General features: G+C 60.0%; 18 protein-coding genes. 2 read left to right on the top strand and 16 right to left on the bottom strand.

The genetic code is table 11. The features are described from left to right. Positions 1-12 precede the first annotated feature (12 nt). From TM5383_RS14420 to pepN, 11 genes are all read right to left on the bottom strand, one after another. A complete protein-coding gene (locus TM5383_RS14420; RefSeq protein ID WP_058319746.1) occupies positions 13-354 on the bottom strand; it encodes a DUF427 domain-containing protein in 342 nt (113 codons plus the stop codon). Positions 355-553: 199 nt separating this feature from the next. Beyond that, complete coding sequence (locus tag TM5383_RS14415) at positions 554-2,356, bottom strand: aminopeptidase P family protein (RefSeq protein ID WP_058319745.1); 1,803 nt, start codon at positions 2,354-2,356, stop codon at positions 554-556. A gap of 131 nt (positions 2,357-2,487) precedes the next feature. Continuing rightward, on the bottom strand, positions 2,488-4,380 hold the full coding sequence (gene cobT / locus TM5383_RS14410) for a cobaltochelatase subunit CobT (RefSeq protein ID WP_058319744.1): 1,893 nt from the start codon (positions 4,378-4,380) through the stop codon (positions 2,488-2,490). A gap of 174 nt (positions 4,381-4,554) precedes the next feature. After that, positions 4,555-5,541, bottom strand: a complete 987-nt coding sequence (cobS, locus tag TM5383_RS14405) for a cobaltochelatase subunit CobS (RefSeq protein WP_058319743.1) — start codon at positions 5,539-5,541, stop codon at positions 4,555-4,557. Between the two features lie 152 nt (positions 5,542-5,693). Beyond that, complete coding sequence (locus TM5383_RS14400; RefSeq protein WP_058319742.1) at positions 5,694-6,755, bottom strand: NAD(P)H-dependent flavin oxidoreductase; 1,062 nt, start codon at positions 6,753-6,755, stop codon at positions 5,694-5,696. Positions 6,756-6,939: 184 nt separating this feature from the next. Beyond that, positions 6,940-7,563 carry a J domain-containing protein gene (locus TM5383_RS14395; RefSeq protein WP_058319741.1) on the bottom strand — a complete coding sequence of 208 codons (624 nt, stop codon included), beginning with the start codon at positions 7,561-7,563 and terminating at the stop codon, positions 6,940-6,942. Between the two features lie 151 nt (positions 7,564-7,714). Beyond that, on the bottom strand, positions 7,715-8,065 hold the full coding sequence (locus TM5383_RS14390) for a DUF4177 domain-containing protein (protein ID WP_370695974.1): 351 nt from the start codon (positions 8,063-8,065) through the stop codon (positions 7,715-7,717). Between the two features lie 10 nt (positions 8,066-8,075). Then, on the bottom strand, positions 8,076-8,561 hold the full coding sequence (locus tag TM5383_RS14385; RefSeq protein ID WP_058319740.1) for a thioesterase family protein: 486 nt from the start codon (positions 8,559-8,561) through the stop codon (positions 8,076-8,078). Positions 8,562-8,737: 176 nt separating this feature from the next. Next, on the bottom strand, positions 8,738-10,249 hold the full coding sequence (gene gatB, locus TM5383_RS14380; RefSeq protein WP_058319739.1) for an Asp-tRNA(Asn)/Glu-tRNA(Gln) amidotransferase subunit GatB: 1,512 nt from the start codon (positions 10,247-10,249) through the stop codon (positions 8,738-8,740). A 351-nt stretch (positions 10,250-10,600) separates the two neighbouring features. Then, on the bottom strand, positions 10,601-11,839 hold the full coding sequence (locus TM5383_RS14375; protein WP_058319738.1) for a hypothetical protein: 1,239 nt from the start codon (positions 11,837-11,839) through the stop codon (positions 10,601-10,603). Between the two features lie 353 nt (positions 11,840-12,192). Next, the gene (gene pepN, locus TM5383_RS14370) at positions 12,193-14,754 is read right to left on the bottom strand and encodes an aminopeptidase N (protein ID WP_058319737.1); all 2,562 of its coding nucleotides are present in this window, start codon (positions 14,752-14,754) and stop codon (positions 12,193-12,195) included. A 229-nt stretch (positions 14,755-14,983) separates the two neighbouring features. On the opposite strand from pepN, the gene TM5383_RS14365 reads away from it, so the two are divergent. After that, entirely contained in the window at positions 14,984-15,763 is a 780-nt protein-coding gene (locus TM5383_RS14365; protein ID WP_058319736.1) for a gamma-glutamyl-gamma-aminobutyrate hydrolase family protein, read from the top strand. On the opposite strand, the gene TM5383_RS14360 is transcribed toward TM5383_RS14365, so the two are convergent. Continuing rightward, complete coding sequence (locus TM5383_RS14360; RefSeq protein ID WP_058319735.1) at positions 15,764-16,372, bottom strand: LysE family translocator; 609 nt, start codon at positions 16,370-16,372, stop codon at positions 15,764-15,766. Between the two features lie 101 nt (positions 16,373-16,473). Here TM5383_RS14360 and TM5383_RS14355 point away from each other — a divergent pair, with 101 nt between their 5' ends. Further along, on the top strand, positions 16,474-17,358 hold the full coding sequence (locus tag TM5383_RS14355; RefSeq protein ID WP_058319734.1) for a LysR family transcriptional regulator: 885 nt from the start codon (positions 16,474-16,476) through the stop codon (positions 17,356-17,358). A 5-nt stretch (positions 17,359-17,363) separates the two neighbouring features. Here TM5383_RS14355 and TM5383_RS17110 read toward each other — a convergent pair whose 3' ends face one another. From TM5383_RS17110 to TM5383_RS14335, 4 genes are all read right to left on the bottom strand, one after another. Next, positions 17,364-19,820, bottom strand: a complete 2,457-nt coding sequence (locus TM5383_RS17110; RefSeq protein WP_058319733.1) for a Hint domain-containing protein — start codon at positions 19,818-19,820, stop codon at positions 17,364-17,366. A 407-nt stretch (positions 19,821-20,227) separates the two neighbouring features. After that, positions 20,228-21,082 (bottom strand): tryptophan 2,3-dioxygenase, encoded by an 855-nt coding sequence (gene kynA / locus TM5383_RS14345; protein WP_058319732.1) that lies wholly within the window; start codon positions 21,080-21,082, stop codon positions 20,228-20,230. A gap of 185 nt (positions 21,083-21,267) precedes the next feature. Then, the gene (gene kynU / locus TM5383_RS14340) at positions 21,268-22,494 is read right to left on the bottom strand and encodes a kynureninase (protein WP_058319731.1); all 1,227 of its coding nucleotides are present in this window, start codon (positions 22,492-22,494) and stop codon (positions 21,268-21,270) included. Positions 22,495-22,648: 154 nt separating this feature from the next. Further along, positions 22,649-23,401: an SDR family NAD(P)-dependent oxidoreductase gene (locus TM5383_RS14335; RefSeq protein WP_058319730.1), complete on the bottom strand. Its 753-nt coding sequence runs from the start codon at positions 23,399-23,401 to the stop codon at positions 22,649-22,651. Positions 23,402-23,462 lie beyond the last annotated feature (61 nt).

Here is a 23,462-nt window from a genome sequence, read left to right as displayed (position 1 = left end):
GGGCATTGGCTATTAAACCCGCTCCACCGCCAGTTTTTCGCCGGTGGAAAAGGCAAGGTGGCCTTTGATCCGCGCGGCTGTTTCGCTGGGGGCGTCGTAGGACCAGGCAGCGTTTTCCAATGTGGTGGATTTCGTCACGATGGAGAAGAAGTTGGCGGTGCCCTTCGCGGTATCTTCGGCCTGTTTGTCGCTTTCATCGAGAAAGGCCATAGCGATGTCTTCGCGGGGGAAGTAGATCACCGGCTCTGCGTCGCCTTCGCTCAACTCCAGCACGTTCTGGCTTTCGCCCAATACGGCGCCGCCTGCGCGGACAACCCAGGTGCCTTCGGCCTTGCGAATGGTGATGTTGGTCATGGTCTTCTCCCCTAATTTCTGCGCACCGCTTTGCCCTGCGATTGTTACACCAATATGTCAGCATTCCCTGTGCAGGGCCGACAGTTTGCTGCAAAAATACGCACATTCAGACACCGGCAGGCGTCCGTTTTGCAAAAACGGTGGCGAAAGCGGCCCTATGCCGCTGTCTCTTTGCGTTTGCGTCCTGTGCAGCCGCCGCCTAGAGCGGGGCCGTCATCGTCGCCAACCATAGTCTAGCTTCGGCGCTAAGCCGAGGGCTGATTTTGTCGCGGCACGCAACGTGATAGGCGTTGATCCAATCGCGTTCTTCGGGGCTGAGCATATCTGCCGCAATCAGGCGACGATCAATCGGCACATAGGTCAGCGTTTCAAACTGCAACATCGGGCGCGGATCACCGCCGGGCAGGTTTGCTGCCTCCTCAACCACAATCAGGTTTTCGATACGGATGCCAAAGGCCCCTTCGCGGTAATAGCCCGGCTCATTCGACAGGATCATACCGGGACGCAGCACTTCAGTATTGCGGCGGCTGATGCCCTGCGGCCCTTCATGCACACAAAGGTAGGATCCGACGCCGTGGCCGGTCCCGTGATCGTAATCAAGGCCTGCCGCCCACAACGGCGCACGGGCAAAGCCGTCAATGTCGCGCCCGCTAAGGCCACGGGGAAAGCGCAGCTGTGAAATGGCGATCATGCCTTGCAACACGCGGGTGAAACAGGCCTTCTCCTCCGCGCCGACGCTGCCCACGGGCAGGGTGCGGGTGATGTCTGTGGTGCCATCGACGTATTGCCCGCCACTGTCCAGCACCACCAAATGCCCGTCCTGTAGCTGCGCATTCGTCGCCTCGGTCACGCGGTAATGGATCACAGCGCCATTGGGACCAGTGCCGGAGATGGTGTCAAAACTGATCTCTTCCAGCGCGTTTGTGGCGGCGCGGTAGCCTTCCAATTGGCGCACCAAGTCTATTTCGCTCAGCGTGCCAACCGGCTGGGCGTCATACCAACTTAGGAACTCGCACATCGCTGCGCCATCTCGCAGGTGCGCCTCGCGGCTGCCGGCGATTTCAACGGCGGTCTTGCACGCTTTGGGCAGGATTGCGGGATCACGGCCAAGGGTGATTTGTGCTTTACCTGCCTCCAGCGCCCGTTGCACAGCCAGCGGCACGCTGTTTTTGTCCAGCCGCACGGTGCCTGTCAGCTGCCCCAAGGCAGCGGCAAAGCTATCCGGCGCCTGCACGCTCACCTCATCGCCCAGATGTGTCCGCACGGCGGGTGTCAGTTTTGCTGCCTCGATAAACAGGTCCACCCGCGCATCGCTGTGCAAGACGGCAAAGCCATGCGCCACAGGATTGCGGGGAATATCACTGCCACGGATATTCAGCAGCCAGGCGAGTGAATCCGGCAGGGTGATCACGGCCGCATCCTCGCCCGCACGGCGCAATTCAGTCGCCAGCGCTTGCCGCTTTTCCGCATGGGACAGGCCCGTCAGCGCAACATCCTGCACCCGCACTGGACCTAGCGGTGCCTCTGGCTGATCCGCCCAAATGCGATCCACCAGATTGCCCACCTCGCTTAGCGCAATCCCGCTGCTTGCCAATGCGGCCTGCAGCGCCGCAATCTCACCCACCGTGTGCAGCCATGGATCCAAGCCGAGCACACCACCCTCAGGCAACTGCTCGCCCAGCCATGCCGCCAGTGCGGTTTCTGGCCACGGCACGGGGGTGAAGTGACCCAGATCCACCTGCGCCTTCACCTGGGTGCGGTAGCGCCCATCAATGAACACCCCCGACACATCACGCAGCGCCGCACAGAACCCTGCCGATCCGGTAAAGCCGGTCAGCCACGCCAGCCGGTCATCGCGCGGCGCCACATATTCACCCTGATGCACATCCGCGCGCGGCACCAGAAAGCCATCCAGCCCCTCACGGTCCAAAACCTCGCGCAGGTCAGCCAGACGGGCAGGGCCCTGTTCGGGGCGGGCGGTTTCATGAAAGCTCTGGAACATGGGCGCGGCGCCTTCCTTTTCACTGTTCTAAAAATATCCCCGCTGGAGGCACCAAAATCATGCTCAGCGGTCAAAGCCAAAACGCGCGCCTGAGAGGGCGCGCGATTGAAACTTGCAATATTCTGGTCCGTTTAGCGACCCTTTTTGAAACCCGCAGACTTCATGCCCATAGTGCGGGCACGGGCGCGGGGATCCTGGTCAAACAGCCCTGCCAACTGTTCGGTCATCGCACCGGCCAGCTGTTCGGCGTCCGTAATCGTCACCGCGTGCTGATAATAACGGGTCACATCGTGGCCGATGCCAATGGCGATCAGTTCCACCTGTTTGCGCTTCTCCACCATGTCGATCACATCGCGCAGGTGCTTTTCGAGGAAGTTCTGCGGGTTCATCGCCAGCGTGGAATCATCCACGGGCGCGCCGTCGGAAATCACCATCAGGATTTTACGCGCCTCGGGCCGGGCCAGCATCCGGCGGTGGGCCCATTCCAGCGCCTCACCGTCGATGTTTTCCTTCAAGAGGCCCTCTTTCATCATCAGACCAAGGTTGTCCTTGGTCCGGCGCATCGGCGCGTCGGCTTTCTTGTAGATGATGTGGCGCAGGTCGTTCAGACGGCCCGGTTGCTGCGGGCGGCCATCGGCCAGCCATTTTTCACGGCTCTGGCCACCTTTCCACTGACGGGTGGTGAAGCCCAGAACCTCGACCTTCACATCACACCGCTCAAGGGTGGAGGCCAGAACATCCGCGCAGATTGCCGCGATCGAAATCGGACGTCCCCGCATGGAGCCAGAGTTGTCCAGCAGCAGCGTCACCACGGTGTCGCGAAACTCGGTATCCTTCTCCACCTTGAACGACAGGGGCGTTGTCGGGTTGGCAACCACACGGGCCAGACGGCCTGCGTCCAGAATGCCCTCTTCCATATCAAACAGCCAAGAGCGGTTCTGCTGCGCCTGCAGACGGCGTTGCAGTTTGTTGGCCAGACGGCTGACCGCGCCTTTCAGCGGTTCCAGCTGTTGATCCAGATAGGCGCGCAGGCGCTCCAGCTCTGCAGGTTCGGCCAGCTCTTCGGCCAGCACTTCTTCGTCGAAGCTGTTGTCGAAAACCGTGTAGTTCGGATCTGCCTCGGACGCCGGGGCAGGGGCGGGCGGTTCTAGCGGCGCCTCGCCATCAGGCAGTTCGGTTTCGTCGTCCAGCTCTTCGTCGGCCAGATCATCCATGCTGACCTGTGCTTCAGAACTGTCCTGCTGTTCTTCCTGACTGCGTTCGGGATCTGCTTCGGCCTCTTGATCGTCCTGATCATCTTGACCTTCGCTGTCCTGATCCTGCTGTTCGTCCTGATCCTCTTCGGCTTCATCCTCGGGATCGTCGTTGTCTTCGTCTGGATCATCGCCCAGCTGGTCGCCGTACCCCAGATCTTCGATCATCTGGCGGGCCAGTTTGGCAAATTGCGACTGATCGGCCAGACGCTCTTGCAGGTTTTCAAGCGTATCTGTCGCGCGCTGTTCAATGAAATCGCGCCACATCCCCATCACATTGTCCGCAGCAGGCGGCAGATCGCGGCCGGTGGCCAGATGGCGGATCAGATAGCCCGCAGCGACGGGCAGGGGGGCGTCAGCCGGCACCTTGATCTGATCGTAACCTGCGCGGCGGGATTCCGCGTCGATCTTGGCATCAATGTTTCCGGCGGTGCCGGGCATGTCACGCGCGCCCATTGCCTCGCAACGGGCGGTTTCCATCGCTTCGTAGATCGAGCGCGCCATGTCACCGGGGGGCGCATAGCGGGCGTGGGTGGCGTTGTCGTGATACTTGCGCTGCATCGCCAGCGCATCGGCGGTGCCGCGTGCCAGCAGCACCTCATCGCGGGTCATGCGGCGGCTGACCTGCGGCAGGCGGATGGTGTCACCCGCCATGCCTGCCGGATCGACCGTGTAGGCGACGTTCAGGTCGGGATCATCGGCCATGACCTTTGTGGCCTCGGCGAGGGCCTTTTTGAACGGATCGGCTGGGTTGTCGGTCGGTTTTTTCATGTCGTCTTCGCCTGCGGTTTTACGCGCGGTTGAACGCGGTATTGCGTCGTCCCGTCCCCAAATTGCACCGCCCGCAATCGGGCTGGTGCAGAGCGCCCGACCTCAGGGGGTGGGGCGGGCGCTGCCCGGCGGTGGCGCGCCGGGCGGTCAGTCGTTAGCCACGCTTAGCCAGTTTTAGCCGAGGCTCATGCTGGCTGCGCTTTCGGGCAGCTCTTCGTCAAAGCAGCGCTGGTAGAACTCTGCCACAGTTTGACGTTCGAGCTCATCACATTTGTTGAGGAAGCTCAGGCGGAACGCATAGCCCACATCGCGGAAGATCTCAGCATTCTGCGCCCAGTTGATCACGGTCCGCGGGCTCATCACGGTCGACAGGTCGCCGTTCATGAATGCGGTACGGGTCAGATCCGCCAGTGTCACCATGTGGCCGATGGTCTTGCGCCCGGCTTCGGTGTTGTAGTGCGGGTTCTTCGACAGGATGATGTTGGTTTCCGCGTCATGGCTGAGGTAGTTCAGCGTTGCGACCAGCGACCAACGGTCCATCTGCGCTTGGTTGATCTGCTGCACGCCGTGGTACAGACCCGTGGTGTCGCCCAGACCGACGGTGTTTGCGGTGGCAAACAGGCGGAAGTAGGGGTTCGGGGTGATCACTTCGTTCTGGTCCAGCAGGGTCAGTTTACCGTCTGCTTCCAGAATACGCTGGATCACGAACATAACGTCGGCGCGGCCTGCGTCGTATTCATCAAACACAATCGCGGTCGGGTTGCGCAGCGCCCAGGGCAGGATGCCTTCGTGGAATTCGGTGACCTGCTTGCCGTCGCGCAGTTTGATGGCGTCCTTACCGATCAGGTCGATCCGGCTGATGTGGCTATCCAGGTTCACACGCACACAGGGCCAGTTCAGACGCGCGGCGACCTGTTCAATGTGGGTCGATTTACCGGTGCCGTGGTAGCCCTGCACCATCACACGACGGTTGCGCGAAAAACCCGCCAGAATGGCCAGCGTGGTTTCAGGGTCGAACTTGTAGGTCGGATCCACCTCAGGCACGCGGTCGGTGCGTTCGGCAAAACCCTTTACGGTCATGTCGGTGTCGATGCCGAAGACATCACGAACCGAGATATCTTCGGTGGGTTTTGCGTTCTGATCCATCATGCCGTCGGCCATCGGGTGTCCTTCTCGTACCTGTTCGGGTTGGGCAGGTTTGTTGCCCTAAATAAGTATCTCAGCAGCAACATATCGACGAAGTGGCGAAGGGAAAGGATAAAAGCGACAACAGTTGGTGAAAAGTGACTGTCGGCGCTAATTTCCTAGCGGCACTAGCCTTGCGCCACAGTGATTTCGCAGGTCAGAGCTGCCATCAATTCACTGGCTGGCATCGCACGGGCGCGGGCCGCACCTTGGCCTGCCCAATGGGCGCTGTAGCTGTGATCACCCTTGGCTTTGGCGGCGGCCATCAGCGCCTTGCCTGCATCATAGGTGTGCGGATAGCCCGGTGTTTTCAACCCATTGTCTGCGCCCCATGCGGTAAAGGCATTGGGCAATGCCCGTGCGGGACGACCGGATAGGGCGGTGGTGAAATTGGTGTTGTGCGCTGCCGCCGAGGTGAGGGCGGTGCGGTAGCCCGCATCGGCCGAGGTTTCAGGACACAGAATAAAGGCGGTGCCCAGCTGTACCAGATCGGCGCCAGCGTTCAGCGCACGGGCGCAATCCGCCCCATCCATCATCCCGCCTGCCGCGACCAGCGGCAGATCGGTCAGCGGCCTGACCTGTGCCAACAGATCCAGCGTGGACAGGTGATCATCTGCGGCCTCTGGATCAAAACAGCCACGATGACCGCCTGCCTCTGTTCCCTGCAATACAATCGCGTCTATCCCAGCTGCTTCACAGGCGCGGGCCTCTGCCGCGTTGGTGGCGCTGGCAAACAGTGTGATGTCTGCGTCTTTCAGCGCCTTGATCACTGACGCCTCTGGCAGACCGAAGTGGAGGGAGACGACGTCGGGCCGTTCCCGCAACAACATGTCGATCCGCGCGGGATCCGTCAGGAAGGATTGATAAATCTCGTGCAGTTCCGTCGGCGGTTCGGCATCGAAACGGGCAAACTCCGGCGCCATGGCCGCCAGCCATGCCTGTGTCACCGTTTGATCCGGCACCTCCGGCTGATGGCAGAAGAAATTGGCGTTGAGGCAAGTCGCCCCCAGATCCCGTGCTTTGCGGATAGCCGCGCGCGCCCCTTCAGCATCAACAGAGCCAAGGCCAAGCGATCCCATGCCCCCCGCGTGACAGACCGCCGCGGCGAGTTCGGGGGTGGCCACACCAGCCATTGGCGCCTGAATGATCGGGCAGGTCAGTCCCAGACGCTGTGCAAATGTGGTTGTCATGATCGTTCCCCCAAGTCCGTTATCGTCAGCGTTGCAAGGCGTTGGACGATCTGCAACGGAAAAAATACGCCTGCGTATTTTTAACATTCGTCATCATGGTGAGGCCTTATCCGTGTTCCCTGTCGTCCGAACATAAAAAAACCGCGCCTCGATGGGCGCGGTTTGATCTGCATTTTCTGACAACTTACAGGAAGTTGCGGCTGTCTTTCAGCTGATCCCAGGCCCACATGACCTCTTGCAGCTGATCTTCCTGAGAACGGTCGCCGCCGTTCATATCGGGGTGCAGCACCTTGATCAGTTTCTTGTAGGCCTTGCGGATCTCGGCCTTGGACATAGTGTCCTGCACGGCGAGGATTTCCACCGCCTTGCGCTCTACCGCAGGCAGACGACGCGCGGCACCGGCGTTGCGGCCGGGGTTCTGCGTGGCATTGCCGCCCAGCACTTGATGCGGGTCCTCAATACCCAGACGCGCCCATGCGCGGGCTTCGGGATCGGTGGCCTTCTTCGTTTCACGCTCCCAGACTTTGTCGCTGGAACGTTGCGCGTTCATCTCGGCTTCGGTCTTGCCGTCAAAGAAGCTCCACTGTGCGTTATATTCCTTTACGTGGTCTTTGCAGAACCAGCGGAATTCATCCAGCACGTCAGGTGCTTTCGGCGCGCGGAATGCGCCCGCTTCGGTGCAGCCATCGTGTTCACACTGACGCGTGGACGTCTCGGACGCGCCGGACATGGTGCGGCGTCCACGGGGGTTCTTTTTCTTTGCCGATTTGACCGACATATCGAACCCGAAGGGATCAGATTTATCCATGAAATCACCTTTTCGACTCGGACTGCCGATAATAGACCAAATCGACTTGAGGTGAAGGACAATCTGCCCTTCGTCATGACAATTTTACCTGACGCCACCCGTGCATTGCGCGGCGCGCAGAATGAAAGCGGATCGCGCCGCAAACGCTGCCTTAGTCGTCCCGCGCGGCCTGCTGTTCGGCGATGTCTGGTTGATCCATCAACTGCGCAACACGATCCCGCAAAGCATCAGTTTGCTGCGTATCCGAGGGGGATGTTTGACCCAGTTCCGGCATGGCACGGCGAAAGATCAGCAAGGCGCGGTCGTTCACTTGGGTCGAGGTCAGGCCAGAGCGTTCCTCGCTGGGCAGGGTTTCTGCGCGCAGGTATTCCCAGCCCTCGGCCGCCAGTGTGTTCAGCGCGCTTTCGATGGCGAGGGCAAACCGCGCAGGTGCGGTTTTCACGCCCTTGGCCTTTTGGCCTTTGTTGGGGGCGGGGACGACTTTGTATTCATATAGGGGCATGGTGTGCCTTTCAGGCTTTGTTGCGGCGCACGCCCATCGGCAGGCCAACAAAATCAGGGATCGCAAAGCTGCGGTGCTGGTCCAGCATTGCCGCAACCTTGGCGGCCACATCTTCGGGGAAGGGCGCAACGCGGGGGCCGGACATATCCACATGCAGTCCAACACCTTCGCCCGTTGCTGACAGCCAACCATCGGAATGGATCAGCCACTGGCAGAAGTGAAAGCTCTTGTCGGTGCTGTCGAGCAGTTGAAATCCAACCCGAACCTTATCGCCCTCATGCACCTCGCGCAGATAGCGCAGGCGGAAATCGGCGGAATAGGTGGTCATCTTGCGCGTCGCTGCATAGTCGGGGCCAAAGCCCATTTCGGCAAACACCTCATCAGCGCCACGGTCAAACAGCACGTTGTAATAGGCCATATTCAGATGGCCGTTGTAGTCGATCCATTCCGGCAGGACGGTCATTTCAGAGGACAGGAATGGAAACTGATCGTGCATCTTTGGACCTTTCTAAAATCAATCGCTGCGCAGGGTGCCAAGGTGTGGGGCAAAAGGAAAGGGCGGGATGCCTCCGGCGAGAGTATTTGTGGAAACAGTGAAAGAGGCGGGGGTTGCGGGGCGGGCAACAAAAAACGCGCCCGAAGGCGCGTTTTGTATCAGTTAAGGCGGGTGGCTTATTCGCCCAGTTTTTGCGCGACCAGTTGGTTCACCGCTTTGGGGTTGGCCTTGCCGCCGGTGGCTTTCATCACCTGACCGACGAACCAGCCTGCCAGTTTCGGGTTCACCTTGGCCTTTTCCACCTGCGCGGGGTTAGCGGCGATGATTTCATCCAGTGCGGCCTCGATGGCGCCGGTGTCGGTCACCTGTTTCATGCCACGCTCTTCGACGATCTGCGCTGGGTCACCACCTTCGGTGTAGACAATCTCAAACAGATCCTTGGCGATCTTGCCCGAAATCGCGTCCGAGGTGATCAGATCAATGATCCCACCCAGCTGCGCCGGTGAAACGGGGCTGTCGGTGATGTCGTGATCTTCTTTCTTCAGGCGGCCAAACAGTTCGTTGATCACCCAGTTCGCGGCCAGTTTGCCGTCGCGGCCTTTGGCGACCTCTTCGAAATAGGTGGCGGATTCCACTTCGGCGGTGAGAACCGAGGCGTCGTAATCCGTCAGGCCGAAATCCCCCATGAAGCGTGATTTCTTGTCATCGGGCAGTTCAGGCAGGTTGGCGGCGATGTCGTCCACCCATGCCTGTTCAATTTCCAGCGGCAAGAGGTCGGGATCGGGGAAGTAGCGGTAATCATGCGCCTCTTCCTTCGAGCGCATGGAGCGGGTTTCGCCCTTGTCCGGGTCATACAGACGGGTTTCCTGCTCAACCTCACCACCGGCTTCGACGATGGCGATCTGGCGGCGTGCCTCGACCTCGATCGCTTGCTGGATGAAGCGCATGGAGTTCATGTTCTTGATCTCACAGCGGGTGCCGAGGTGCGAGAAATCCTGCGTTTCCTGATACTTCTCATACTGGCCGGGGCGGCAGATCGACACGTTCACGTCTGCACGCAGGTTGCCGTTCTGCATGTTGCCGTCACAGGTGCCCAGATACTGCATGATCTGGCGCAGCTTGGCGATATAGGCGGCGGCCTCTTCGGGGCTGCGGATGTCGGGGCGCGACACGATTTCCATCAGGCAAACGCCGGTCCGGTTCAGGTCAACGAAGGACATGTTGGGATCCATGTCGTGGATCGATTTGCCCGCGTCCTGTTCCATGTGGATGCGTTCCACACGCACGTTGCGCGCCAGACCGTTGCCCAGTTCCACCAGAACCTCACCTTCGCCCACGATGGGGTGGTAAAGCTGCGAAATCTGATAGCCCTGCGGCAGGTCAGGGTAGAAGTAGTTTTTGCGGTCAAAGGCAGAAAACAGGTTGATCTCTGCCTTGAGGCCCAGACCGGTGCGCACAGCCTGTTCAACGCAGTATTCGTTGATCACGGGCAGCATGCCGGGCATCGCTGCGTCCACGAAAGCCACGTTGGAGTTCGGTTCCGCCCCGAATTTAGTCGACGCACCGGAAAACAGTTTCGCGTTCGAGCTGACCTGCGCATGGACCTCCATGCCGATCACAAGTTCCCAGTCATGTTTGGCCCCGGCAATCACCTTGGGTTTCGGGGTTTCATAGGTCAGGTCCAGCATGGTCTCATGTCCTTGGAAATGGTTAGTCTGCCTTCTAGGACAGGGGCGGTTGAGGGGCAAGGGGGTTTGGAGGGTGATGAACAAGAGAGGTGTATTTCTGGGAGGATTAGACTGAAAGCGACTTGGTTTTCCCCCGCACTGCCAAATCAAAGATTTGGCAGTGCTCGAACCGGCCCGTTTTGTCGAAGACAAACCTTCTCTGTGAGGGGGCGGGCGCTTCGCTTTTCCGCCCCTCGGTTCGGGCGCGGTGCTTTTGTTGGATGAATGCGCCCCCCCAAAAAAAACGCCCCCAAGTTGGGGGCGCAGTCAGGCAGTTGGGCACTCGTTACGAAAACTAAACTTTAAACTGGCTCAGGTTGGTTGGGTCTGCAGGCTACCGGAGCCGAGGGCGTTCGCAGCGGCGGTGCGTCCCATTTCTGCCAGCTCCTCGATAGAGGGCAGTTGCGCATAGGCACCAAGGCCCATTTTGGCCTGTCCCCAGATCAGCGGGTGCAGTTCCTGCAGGTGGTCGCGCAGGATCCAGTCCAGTGCGGCGCGGATGCGGCGCAGCACATCGCGGCTGCTGCGTTGCGAGGTGGGCAGCGACGGCAGGGTCACCGCGCAGAACGCGGCCCAGGTGTTCACCACATGCTGATCGGTGGCGCGGTCCAGAATATCGCGCATGCCCTCTAGGAACATGTCGCCATCAAGAAGGTCCAGCGCCTGCGGGTCCACGGACAGGGCGTCCAGATAGACCCAGGCGTAGCCACCGGTGCCCCACAGATCCTCGGTCATCATCGCGACGCGGCGCGCCTCAACCTCTAGCATCTGGTAAGAGCCGAACCACCGTGGCAGCAGGTGGTTGCCGAAGGCCCGCATATGGCGCGGATTGGCCGGGTCCAGATCAATCAGGTCCTCATAGTCATCGGCCATGCGGCTGGTCGGTGTCTCAGCTGCGGCGAGCAGGGCGCAGCGACAGGCGGCCAGCGAAGGGCTGTCATGTTCAAAGGGGCTGAAACGATCAAGAAGTTCGGCCGCGCGCGCCATATGGCGCTGGAATGTCTGTTGCCGGATCTGGGGCAGGGCGGCTTCCCACCCTTCGCCGCGCCAGGCCCAGGCGATGTCGATATGGGCGCCGATGATGACCAGCGCAACGCCGAAATCATCGGGGTATTCCTCCAGCACCTCCTCAAGGGCTTTGATGCCGTCGCGGGGGGCGTGTTGGGGCAGCAGGCCCGGATCGCCGAGGATCTGTTCGATCGGTTGCACCACATCAAGGCGGGCGCCACGGGCCAGTAGATCCGCCACGGCCATGCCGCCGGGGGTGTGGTCGCGCTGGTGATCTGCGGCGCGGATTTCCTCGCCCAGATCATCCCAGCGATCCTGACGGGCCAGAAACTGACCGCGCGCCTCAATCTCTTGGCGCAGGCTGTCTTCTGCGCTGGTGGGGCGTTCGGGCAGGGTCAGCCGGGCAATGTTATCCTGACGATGGTCCTGACGGGCACAGGGGGGCGTTTGGGATTTGGCAGGGCGTCCCTTGGTTTGCTGTGGCAGACGCATGGATGCGATTTTCTGCATCATACGGGCAGGGGTGAGCTTGGCTTTGATCATTGGGGTCTTCTTCACCATACACAGGGCAACTACGTTACATCTTGGTGCTAAGACTGCTGTCGGTTTGGGGCGGAAAGAAGGCACGGCCAAGGTGGTTTCGGGCAGAAACTACGGTCGGTCTGGGCGGAATTGGTGCGTTTGCAGAAACAACTACCGGTGAGCGGAACGATTGGTTGAAAAACACCAGTAAAGCGTCGGTAATCTGACACTATTGCCGTCATTTTTGACGGAAAAGTCAGAGTTCTGGGCTGTTTGAGTGCTGCCTGTTGTCTCCCTCAGATATGGCGCTGGGAATCGCTGCAGGCGCATCGCGGCCCCGGGGCGGTTCCCGGGGCGCGCGTATTTGTATGGGATCAGCTGGCGCGGATGCGGCTGACCATTTCCGTGGTGTCTCGGCTGAGGTCTGGGGTGGCCAGAATGCGATCCAGCTGTGCGGCAATCAGCGCCTGACGATCGCTGTCGTAGCGTTTCCACGTTTCAAATGCCGAACACATACGTGCAGTGGTCTGCGGGTTCAGCGGGTCCAGTTGGATCAGCCAATCCGCCAGCAGCGCGTAGCCCGCGCCATCTGCGCGGTGGAACCCTGCCGGAGACATCGCCAGCGCGCCCAGTGTGGCGCGGAACCGGTTGGGGTTCTTCATGGTGAAGTCTACATGCTGTGTCAGGTCTGCGGCCACCTCTGCCGCACGTTCCGGCGCGGCATGGCTGATTTGCAGGGCAAACCATTTGTCGATGACCAGACGGTCCTCTTTCCATTGATCATAAAATTCTGCAGTGGCCGCATCGCCCTTGCCCGCCATGATCAGACAGCCAAGCGCGGCCAACTGCTGGGTCATATTATCCGCACTGTCATATTGCGCCTGCGCCGCTGCGCCACCATCGGTGCGTGAAATCAGCGCCAGGGCGGCATTGGCCAGCGATCGCGCGCCGGATTGCTCGGCATCGGGCTGATAGGCCTCATTCACCTGATACTGCGCATAGATACGGGGCAAGACGTCCTGCATATGGGTGGCCATCGCCATTTTCAGCGTTTCCAGCGCCTGATAGATTGCTGTCGGGTCCGGCGTATGGCCCAGATCTACCAGTGTTTGTGCCAGATCGTCCTGGCTGGGCAGTGCCAGCGTCAGCGCGCGGAAGGCTGGATCCAGATCGTCATTGCGCAGCACCTGTAGCACGGCATCCAGATAGTCCCCATCCGGAGCCGCGTTGTTCAGCACCATCTCCACCAGACCGGCGCGGGCGAGGGCGCGGCCTGCCTCCCACTTGTTGAAGGGATCGGTGTCATGGGCCAAGAGGAAAGCGCGTTCCGCGTTGTCGCTATCGCGTTCCAGGATCACCGGCGCCGAAAACCCGCGCAGGATCGACGGGACGGGTTTGGCGGATAGGCCATCGAAGGCGAAGCTTTGCGTCGCCTCGGTCATTTCCAGCACGGTGGTTGGCACCACCTCATTGCCATCTGCGCCCAAGAGGCCCACTGCGATTGGGATCACCCGCGGGTCTTTGTGGTCCTGACCAGGGGTGGCGGGCGTGGATTGGCTAAAGGTCAGCGTGTAGGTGCCATCCGCAAATGCCTCGTCCACCGACAGGCGCGGGGTGCCGGCCTGTTCGTACCAGCGTTTGAACTGGGATAGGTCACGGCCTGTCACATCCTCAAACACCTGCAACCAGTCCTCAATCGTGGCGGCATCGCCATCGTGGCGGTCAAAGTAGAGGTCCAGCGCCTTATAATAGTCAGCGTCGCCCACCAGTGTTTTCAGTATGCCGATCAGCTCGGCACCCTTTTCATAGACGGTGGCGGTGTAGAAATTGTTGATCTCGACAAAGCTGTCAGGACGCACCGGATGGGCCAGCGGTCCGTTGTCTTCGCGGAACTGACGGGCGCGCAGGGCAATCACATCCTCAATCCGCTTCACCGGTTCGGAGCGCATATCGGCGGTGAACTGGGCATCGCGGTAGACGGTCAGCCCTTCCTTCAGGCACAATTGGAACCAATCGCGGCAGGTGATGCGGTTGCCAGTCCAGTTGTGGAAGTATTCATGGGCGATAATCGCCTCAATCCGTTCAAAGTTCATATCGGTCGAGGTTTCAGGCGATGCCAGAACACAGGAGGAGTTGAAGATGTTCAGCCCCTTGTTTTCCATCGCGCCCATGTTGAAATCGTCCACCGCCACGATGTTGAAGATGTCGAGGTCGTATTCACGTCCATAAACCTCTTCATCCCATGTCATCGATTTTTTCAGCGCCTCCATGCCGAAGGCGCATTTGCCTTCATCGCCGGGGCGCACGTAGATGTTCAACTCTACATCCTTGCCGGATTTGGTGGTGAAGCGGTCTGGGTGTGCGATCAGATCGCCGCCCACCAGCGCAAAGAGGTAGGCCGGTTTCGGCCATGGATCATGCCATTCTGCAAAGCCATCGCCAGAGGTGACGGGGTTGCCGTTCGACAACAGCACCGGCAGGTCGCTTTCGATGCGCACGGTAAAGACGGCCATCACATCGGGGCGGTCGGGGTAGTAGGTGATCTTGCGGAACCCTTCCGCCTCGCACTGGGTGCAGTACATGCCGTTTGACATATACAGCCCTTCCAGCGCGGTGTTGGTGGCGGGGCTGATCTCAACCTCTGCTTCCCAGACAAACGGCGCGCTGGGCACGTCGCAGGTCAGGCCGCCGTTGACATGCGTGGGCGTCACAGGTGCACCGTCGATCTGGGCGCTGATCAGGGTCAGCTGTTCGCCGTACAGAAAGAAGTCGGCGCTGGTGGCATCCGGGTTTGGACGAAACGTAATGCGCGAACGCACGCGCGTTGCCTCTGGTGCCAGTTGGAAGGTCAGGTGAACCTCATCAATCAGATAGTTCGGAACCTGATAATCGCTGAGGTAGATTTTCTGCGGGGCAGTAGGGCTTGCGTCTTTCATTGACCTTCTCCGAGGTTGCGCATGTCATTTGAGGTGAAGGTAGGGGCGAAGGGCAGGGGCTGCAATGGGGGATTGGCTGGGATCTTACGGTGTCGCCATGCCTGATGAAAAATGCACCAACTCTCGCTTCGCACAGTGACTTGCGCGCTGGTGCGCAGCAAAACGCTTTTGGTTGTTGGCTTACGTCGATAAGGTGAGACAGCTGCGCAATTCAATTTACAGGCCGTTCATGTCCCGCCCCATCGTTGGTATCATTGGCAATCCGCATATTTTGGATGATGACTATCCTATCCATGCCGTTGGTCACATGAATTCAGAGGCAGTGGCCACTGTGGCCGGATGTCTGCCAATGATGATTGCACCGGACCCGCGACTGGTATCGGTGGAGGAGCTGCTGGAAGCCTGCGATGGTTTCCTGCTGACGGGCGGTCGTCCCAACATCCATCCAGAAGAATACGGTGAACCCGAAACAGAGGCACACGGCGCCTTTGACCGTTGCCGTGATGCGATCACCCTGCCGTTGGTGCGCGCCTGTGTGGAACGCGGCCAGCCCTTCCTAGGGATTTGTCGCGGGTTCCAAGAAGTGAATGTGGCGATGGGCGGATCGCTCTACCCAGAGATCCGCGATCTGCCGGGGCGGATGAATCACCGCATGCCTCCGGATGGTACTTTGGAAGAGAAGTTTGCCCTGCGCCATACGGTGAAGTTTTCCGCCGCTGGTCCCTTCCACCAGATGATGGGCGCGCAGGAGGTGATGACAAACACATTGCACGGGCAGGGGATCAAGGAACCGGGCGCGCGGATTGTGATTGATGGTTACGCCCCTGACGGCACGCCCGAAGCGATCTATGTCAAGGACGCGCCGGGCTTTACCTATTCGGTGCAATGGCATCCCGAATGGGACAGCGCCAACGATCCCGTATCCCGCCCACTGTTTGAAGCGTTTGGCGAGGCGACCCGCGCCTTTGCTGCCGCACGTCGCGGCCAGCCCCTGCGTCAAAGCGCCTGATCAGGACAGTCCTAGCAGGCGCGCCACGGCTGGCGCGCTGAGGCTGAGTGCCAATGCGATCAGACACAGGCCCAGCGTTATGGTGAACATACGTTGGCGTAGGGGCGTGTTCAGCTCCTTTGAGAGCCATTCTCCCAACGGGGCCCAAAGGCCGATCCCGACAAAACACACCGCGAAATACAGCGCGGCAAACTGCATCAGCCCCCATGTGTCGCCCTGCAATCCGAACATCGCCACCCCGCTGAGGCTGGCAATCCACGCCTTGGGGTTCATCCATTGCAGTGCGGCACCTTGCCAGAAACCGGGGATCGGCACCGCGTGACTGGCAAAACCACCCCGTGCGCGGATCAGCTGCACGCCGAAATAGCAGATCACCAGCGCGCCAAGGCAGCTGATCATATCCACCACCCATTCCGGAAAGGCGCGCGTCGCGCTGAGGCCAAGGCCAGTCAGCACTAGTAGCGCGGTAAACCCGACAGTGGCCCCGACCACAAACCGCAGCGCCGCGCGGGCGCCGTGGGTCACACCGGTGGATAGAATGATCAGGTTCACAGGCCCCGGCGCCAGTGACAGCGCGGCAGCAAAGAGCGTCATAGATAGGAAGGGCATGTCGGGGGGATCCTTTGGTCGTGGTTCTGTTAGGGGTAATCCCGATCCCATGTGCGCAAAAGGCTGGTATAACTGCATTCATTGTGCAAAAAATCGTATCAATGTTGATTGATCGTTTGAAATCACTGGGTATTTTTGTGGAATGCGTCCGCCAGAGTTCCTTTCGCGGTGCGGCGCGCGCGCTGGATATGACACCATCCGCCGTTGGCTATCACATCAAGCAGCTAGAGGCGGAACTGGGCCAGCCGTTGTTTTACCGTTCTACCCGCAAACTGGGGCTGACGGATGCGGGCGAACGCCTGTTCGCAAGCGCAGAGGCGATGCTGGGGCTGGCGGAAACCGGATTGCGTCAGGCGGCCGATCCAGATGCGGCGTTGCAGGGGCGGTTGCGGATCACGCTCACCTCGGCCATGGCGCAGTCGCCCTTGGCAGTTGGCATTGCGCAATTCCATCGTGACCATCCACAGGTGGCGCTCGATCTGCACTATTCAGACACATGGGAAGACCTGATCGTAGGGCGATTTGATCTGGCGTTGCGGTCTGGCGGGATGGAAGATTCCGGTCTGAAATGCCGCAAACTATGGGATATGCCGCGTGTGTTGGTGGCCAGCCCATCCATGCTGAACGAAAGGGCACCGTTGCACCGTCCTGAGCAGCTGTGTGACATCCCGTGGATCCGTTTCGCCAAGATGGCAGGCCACCGTGTTCTAGTTGGCCCTGATGGTGATGAGGTCCACATCCCGCAGGCGGGCAACATTACGGTAAATAATATCGAGGCGATGGCTGACTTCGCGCGCGTCGGTATCGCGCTGGCCTCGCCCCCGACCCACGTGGTTGCGCATGATCTGGCGGCGGGGCGGTTGGTAGAGGTCTTGCCAGAATGGCAGGTGGCGCCCATTCCGGTCTATGCTGTTTGGCCCGGCGGTGCGGTGGAAAATCCACTGACACAACGCGTATTGCAGGCGCTGGTTGCACAGTTGAGTTAGGCGCGTCAGGCCGCCTGCAGCAGTTCCGCCTCGAACCGGCGCAGACACAGGCGGGCGGTGTCGCCATAGCCGTTGGGATTACTGCGCAATTCGGGGAACAGGGAAAACAGCTCTTCGCGGGCGGCATCATCAATCGCGCTCAGGCCCATTTGACCGGGGTGAGAACTTTCGCTGGCGATCCCTTCGGCAAAGACCATTTCGTGTTCGTCAAACATCATATGCACATAGGTGACTTCCGGCGTTTCGATCTGCTGGATGGTGTCACCATTGACCATGTGCTTGGCGGGGATCAGCACTTCGCTGTCGTTAAAATAGAGGGTCGCTGCCACCGATTGATGCAGCATCCGGTGTTGGGGCGATACCAGCAGTTCGCGCTCATTGCCGATGGCGCCCGCATCAAAGCGGATCGGCGCAAAGCGGTCCTTGCCCGCGACGGTGCGGGTGCCGATCCAGCGAATGGGTTGCGGGCCATGGTCGCGGGTCAGGACCAGATCACCGGGCTTCAGCGTTTCGATCAGCCGCGCGCCGTAGGGCGTCAGAATGTGGGTGCCGGTGGTGAAACAGATGACCAAGCTTTCGATATTCGAAAAGTTGACAACCGTGCCGTCGTTCAGTGTCGCGGTGCCTGACAGGGCGTCGGGGTTCGGATCAATTAGGGTGATGTCATCCCATGACAGCAGGCCGGAAAAGTCGATCGTGTCGCCGCCGGGCTCATCTGTTTCACCGCCATCAATCGTAATGACACCACCACCAAGGGCCGTATCGTCGATCACAAAAACATCGTCGCCTGCGCCCCCGGTGGCCACATCGCCCGATCCGACCAGCAGGCGGTCGTTGCCATCGCCGCCGTCCAGCGTATCCGCACCGGCGCCGCCGATCAGCGTGTCATTGTCGGCCCCGCCATAAAGCGCATCGTCACCGCCCGCACCGTCCAAGAGGTCATCGCCGTCGTTGCCATAAAAGATGTTGGTCCACGGCACCCCGTTGTCGATGCCCTGTACATCATAGCCCGTTAGCGTATCGTTGAAATCAGACCCAAAGATCCCATCCATTCCCCCCGCCAAGGTGTCGCCGGTTGCGTGGCCACCTGTTGCGGTATTGGTGGACAGATCCACCGTTACACCTGCATCAGAGGCGGTGTAGTCCAGGTAATCCATGCCAGCGCCGCCGGTCAGGCGATCACCGCCCGCACCGCCCGCCAGGGCGTCATTGCCTGCCCCCCCTGTCAGCGTGTCTGTACCCGCGCCCCCCTGCAGCAGGTCATCGCCTGTGCCACCGTCCAGACTGTCGTTGCCATTGTCCCCTGTCAGGGTGTCATCACCATCCTGACCGAAAATCGTGTCATTGCCATCACCGCCCGACAGGCTGTCGTCACCGGGAACAGCAGGTAGTGTGGTGAAATGCAGATCTGACACCCAGACAGCCTGTGTGCCACCTTGCGCGTTGCCATAGATGATCTCGAAGGACGCGACAGGGCCGGCGATATTAACCAGAACCGAACCGCCCAGATCTTCGGGGTTTTCGCTGACAAATTCGGCGTTGATCGTGTTGCCAACCACTGTGTCGCCTGCACCGGGGGTTAGGGTGACGGAGATCAGGTTCCCGTCCGCGTCATAGGCGTTCACCGTCAGGACGTCGGTATGGTTGTTGTTGCCCCAGTCCACATCATTGATGCGGAACGTGAGGTCTTGCACCTCATCTTGCATCTGCGATCCGCTGGTCGCGGCAAAGCTGAAGCTGGCGCGCAGTGTGTCGCCATCGCCGTTGCCACGTAGTTGCAGCAGGCTGTCAGCGTCAAAAGGTTCGCCGGCACCCACATAGCCGGTGTCGTTGGTATCAATCCGAAAACGCGGGTTGTTATCGCCGGTATCAACGAATGTGGCGGTCACCTGTATTTCACCGGTGACGGCGGTCAGACCAGCGGCAACGTTTTGGTTATTGCTCCCAAGGCTGGTCCAACTCAGGACCTCATTTGTGGCTGTGGCCGGGCTGGACTGGCTGTCGCCATAGATCTCATCCGCGCCGTCGCCGCCAGCGACTGTATCATCGCCCATGCCTGCGGTAACGGTGTCGTCGCCTGCGCCCGCTTCGATGCTGTCATCGCCTGCGCCGGCGCTTTCGCCTTCGGCGTCGGTGAACCCATCGTCAATCAAATCATCGCCGCTGGTGCCCTTTACGATGCCATCTGGCAGCACAAAGGTCGGGGCCGAGGTCACAGTGGCGCTGGTGATGACATCAACTGGGCCCGGGCCGGGGACGAAATAGACATTGTTGTCTGTGGCTAGGAAATAGGTGCCTGCTTCTAGCAGGTTGTTGTAATTGAACCCGCCCGCGCTGCCGGTCCATGTCCATTGTCCAGTGCCAAGCGACTGCTGGGTGGTGAAGTTCACCGATCCACCACTGATCACATCGCCCGCGTCGAGCGTGTTATCGCCAAGAGTGACCAGATATCCGATAGGCATGTCGTGTTCCAAAAGGCAGTGGTTGTGTCCAATTGTTGTAAAATTAGACACAAGCCAAGGCCGTGATGGGGGCGAAGTAGGGCGATCTTACGGCTGCACTGGCAGCGAACTGGTGCAATTAAGGCAGCCAGTTTTGCTGATCAGAACCAGATGGGTTTGCCACGATCACCTGTGTGGGCGCTACAAGTCGCCTTTGTTCATTGGGGGCGTGTAGCTGTGGCGCACATTCGGCTGTTCGCAATGGGCAGCACGGCGGGCTTTGGCGCTGACCCAGTTGTGCCACAATCTTGCCCAAATCCGTTGTCGGCAGGTGGGGTAATCTGGGGGGCAAGCGGCGTATTGTTATCGTAATGGAAACGAAACTGACTGCGTTGCGCCGACGATGCGGCGCAACGCGTGGCCGTGTTTTACAAGTCTGTGCGCATGTTCCACAGTTCGGGGAACAGCTCTACCTCCAGCATTCGACGCAGGTAGCTGACTCCGCCCGTGCCACCTGTGCCGCGCTTGAAGCCGATGACACGCTCTACCGTGGTGACGTGGTTGAAACGCCAGCGGCGGAAGTAGTCCTCTAGATCTACCAGTTTTTCGGCCAGCTCATACAGTTCCCAATGCGCTTCGGGGTCTTGGTAGACCTTCAGCCAGGCTTCGGTCACGGCGTCGCTTTTCTGGTAGGGGGCATCATAGCTGCTGCGCAGCACGTCCTGCGGCAGGCCAACCGCGCGATCCAGCGCCATGAGCGCCACATCATAGAGGGAGGGCTGCGCCAGCTCATCGGTCAGCAGCTTGGTCAGATCCTCGCGATGCGCATGGGGGCGCAGCATGGCGAGGTTACGGTTGCCCAGCATATATTCGATCTGGCGGTTCTGATAACTCTGGAAGCCCGAGCTTTGGCCCAGATCTTCGCGAAAACGGGTATAGTCCGACGGCGTCATGGTGCGCAGCACATCCCATGCGGAATTCAGCTGTTCAAAGATGCGGCTGACACGGGCCAGCATTTTGAAGGCAGGGCGGTACTGCCCGTCGATCAGTAGGCTGCGGGCGGCCTGCAATTCATGCACGGCCAGTTTCATCCACAGTTCCGACGTCTGGTGCTGGATGATGAACAGCAGCTCATCATGAGCGCTGGATTTCGGCGCCTGCGCGCCAAGGATCGCATCAAGGCCCAGATAGTCGCCATAGGACATGCGGCCGTCAAATTCCATCTGGGCGCCATCTTTGGCAGGGTCAAAGGGGGTGTTTGTGGTCTGGGGTTCGTTGGTCATGTTACGTCACCTGAAAAAGCAATGCGCGCGGGGTGGTCCCCTCGGCATCGTGTGGTCTTGTCTTAGATATAGGGGAAAACCCGCCTTAGGACGTGACGCAGCTCAGCCGGGCCTTGGCCCGCCAGTAGGCCGCCCAAAAACACGGGCGGCACAGGGGAATATGTTGGGTAGGGGCGCGCATTCGATCAGGTGACGCGGTTGCGCACCTTGTATTCGGGCGTGTCCCAGAGGGCGTTGACCATCACGTCTTCAATGATTTCGGCGGCTTTCACCACCTCTTCCGGCGTGACGTAGAGCGGGGTGAAGCCAAAACGCATGATGTCAGGGGCGCGGAAATCGCCGATCACGCCACGGGCAATCACCGCCTGCATAGCCGCGTAGCCTTCGTGGAAACGGAAGGACACCTGACTGCCGCGCTGATCTGCATCACGGGGCGAGGCCAGTTCCAGCATTGGGCAACGGGCCTCGACCTCTTTGATGAACAACTCGCACAGCTCAATCGAACGGGCGCGCACGTCCTGCATGTCGGTCATGTCCCAAACATCCAGCGCGGCGGCCAGTGCGGCGTTGGCCAGGACCGGCGGCGTGCCAACGCGCATACGCTCCACACCGGGGCCAGCGCGGTAGTTTTGTTCAAAGGCGAAAGGTGCATCATGACCCAGCCAGCCGGACAGTGCGGGTTCCGCCACATCGGCGTGCGCGGGGTTCACATAGATAAAGGCAGGCGCGCCGGGGCCGCCGTTGAGATACTTATAAGTGCAGCCCACCGCGAAACCGGCCTGACAACCGGCCAGATCGACGGGCACCGCACCGGCGGAATGCGCCAGATCCCAGACCGCAACGATCCCGTTTGCATGGGCTTTGGCGGTCAGGGCGGCCATGTCGTGTTTGCGGCCGGTGCGATAGTCCACTTCGGTGATCATCATCACAGCGACCTCATCCGTCAGGTTGTCAGCCACCTCTTCAGGTGCAACAACGCGCAGTTCCAGTCCCAGTGTGCCATCACGGTCCAGCGTCTTGATCAGACCTTCGGCCATATAGAGGTCTGAGGGGAAGTTGCCGCTATCACTCAGGATCACCTTGCGCGCGGCCGCTGCGCCGCCTTTGGCGTGTTGCAGCGACATGGCGGCGGCGACGGCCTGATACACCTTGATCGACAGGGTGTCGCCGACCATCACATGGTTTTCCTCAGCGCCGATCAGGCGGGCGATGCGGTTTCCGATCGCAGTCGGGCGCGCCATCCAGCCTGCTTTGTTCCAGCCGGTGATCAGATAGTCGCCCCATTCCTTTTCCATTACCTCCGCCATTTTGGCGGGCGCAGCCTTTGGTAGCGGCCCGAGGGAGTTCCCGTCGAGGTAAATCATTCCCTCCGGCAGGTGGAACATCTCTTTGGTGGCGTTGAAATCTGTCATGGTGTCCTCCTGCCTGTGGTCAAGCGCGTTCTGTGGTTCGCGCATTTGCTTAGCCGAAGGATTTTTATGATGCACCAGCAATTCTTGTGGTGTTTGATATCACGTTTCGTGATGATTTGACGGGGCTAATCACCCCGCCAACTAAGGCGCGCGATTACATTTCGCCGCCCGAAATCTGAATAGCCTGACCGTTCATCGAGGCAGAGTGTTCACCGCACAGGAACATTGCGGCCTCTGCCACCTCATCGACGGTGATTAGCCGGCCATGTGGGTTGGCGCCGACCATCAGGTTCTTGGCTGCGGCGTCATCCAGCCCGGTGCGCTTTTTGATGCTTTCGACATTGCGGGTGATGATGTCGGTTTCAACATAGGCCGGGCATAGTGCGTTAAACGTGTATGGCTTGCCTGCGTGATCGGCTGCCAGCGACTTGATCATGCCGATCATTGCATGCTTGCTGGCGCTGTAACAGGCTGCGCCGGGCAGGCCGCGCAGACCCGCGATAGAGCTGATTGCGATAACACGGCCCCAATCTGTACTGTGCATAGTTTTTATGCATTCCCGAATGGTAAGGAAGGCGCCGTCCACATTGATGCCCATCATATGGCGCCAGAAATCCATATCCGTCTTGTGCAGCGCGCGCCCTTCGGCAACGCCTGCATTGGGCACACAGATCTGTACCGGGCCGCGCGCGGCAACCGCAGCGGCGACGCCGTCGACCACGGATGTTTCATCGGCCACATCCATCTGCAATGCGTGCAATCCGTTGCCTGCCTGTGCCTCCAGCACATCCAACCGACGGCCGGTGATTGTCACCTCTGCGCCCTTGGCGGCCAGCGCTTTGGCGATTGCCAGACCGATGCCTGTTCCACCGCCGGTGACCAAAGCATGTTTGCCTGTAAGATCCATTGTGTTTCCTCCCGTTCTGGCCGCGCAGCATTGGCGCTTGGCGGCTCTTCTCCCACGGGCA

Source organism: Thalassovita mediterranea, assembly GCF_001458435.1.
GTDB lineage: Bacteria > Pseudomonadota > Alphaproteobacteria > Rhodobacterales > Rhodobacteraceae > Thalassobius > Thalassobius mediterraneus.
The sequence above is the reverse complement of the archived record's forward strand: the minus strand, read 5'-3'. Positions and strand labels throughout refer to the sequence as shown.

What these genes read in the sequence shown, in the direction of transcription:
- TM5383_RS14415 (WP_058319745.1), bottom strand. Translation starts at nt 2,356, where the DNA reads ATGTTCCAGAGCTTTCATGAAACCGCCCGCCCCGAACAGGGCCCTGCC.
- TM5383_RS14390 (WP_370695974.1), bottom strand. Translation starts at nt 8,065, where the DNA reads ATGCCCCTATATGAATACAAAGTCGTCCCCGCCCCCAACAAAGGCCAA.
- TM5383_RS14420 (WP_058319746.1), bottom strand. Translation starts at nt 354, where the DNA reads ATGACCAACATCACCATTCGCAAGGCCGAAGGCACCTGGGTTGTCCGC.
- TM5383_RS14355 (WP_058319734.1), top strand. Translation starts at nt 16,474, where the DNA reads ATGTTGATTGATCGTTTGAAATCACTGGGTATTTTTGTGGAATGCGTC.
- TM5383_RS14400 (WP_058319742.1), bottom strand. Translation starts at nt 6,755, where the DNA reads ATGACAACCACATTTGCACAGCGTCTGGGACTGACCTGCCCGATCATT.
- gatB (WP_058319739.1), bottom strand. Translation starts at nt 10,249, where the DNA reads ATGCTGGACCTGACCTATGAAACCCCGAAACCCAAGGTGATTGCCGGG.
- kynU (WP_058319731.1), bottom strand. Translation starts at nt 22,494, where the DNA reads ATGACAGATTTCAACGCCACCAAAGAGATGTTCCACCTGCCGGAGGGA.
- TM5383_RS14385 (WP_058319740.1), bottom strand. Translation starts at nt 8,561, where the DNA reads ATGCACGATCAGTTTCCATTCCTGTCCTCTGAAATGACCGTCCTGCCG.
- TM5383_RS14375 (WP_058319738.1), bottom strand. Translation starts at nt 11,839, where the DNA reads ATGATCAAAGCCAAGCTCACCCCTGCCCGTATGATGCAGAAAATCGCA.
- TM5383_RS14360 (WP_058319735.1), bottom strand. Translation starts at nt 16,372, where the DNA reads ATGCCCTTCCTATCTATGACGCTCTTTGCTGCCGCGCTGTCACTGGCG.
- TM5383_RS14395 (WP_058319741.1), bottom strand. Translation starts at nt 7,563, where the DNA reads ATGGATAAATCTGATCCCTTCGGGTTCGATATGTCGGTCAAATCGGCA.
- cobT (WP_058319744.1), bottom strand. Translation starts at nt 4,380, where the DNA reads ATGAAAAAACCGACCGACAACCCAGCCGATCCGTTCAAAAAGGCCCTC.
- TM5383_RS17110 (WP_058319733.1), bottom strand. Translation starts at nt 19,820, where the DNA reads ATGCCTATCGGATATCTGGTCACTCTTGGCGATAACACGCTCGACGCG.
- cobS (WP_058319743.1), bottom strand. Translation starts at nt 5,541, where the DNA reads ATGGCCGACGGCATGATGGATCAGAACGCAAAACCCACCGAAGATATC.
- kynA (WP_058319732.1), bottom strand. Translation starts at nt 21,082, where the DNA reads ATGACCAACGAACCCCAGACCACAAACACCCCCTTTGACCCTGCCAAA.
- pepN (WP_058319737.1), bottom strand. Translation starts at nt 14,754, where the DNA reads ATGAAAGACGCAAGCCCTACTGCCCCGCAGAAAATCTACCTCAGCGAT.
- TM5383_RS14365 (WP_058319736.1), top strand. Translation starts at nt 14,984, where the DNA reads ATGTCCCGCCCCATCGTTGGTATCATTGGCAATCCGCATATTTTGGAT.
- TM5383_RS14335 (WP_058319730.1), bottom strand. Translation starts at nt 23,401, where the DNA reads ATGGATCTTACAGGCAAACATGCTTTGGTCACCGGCGGTGGAACAGGC.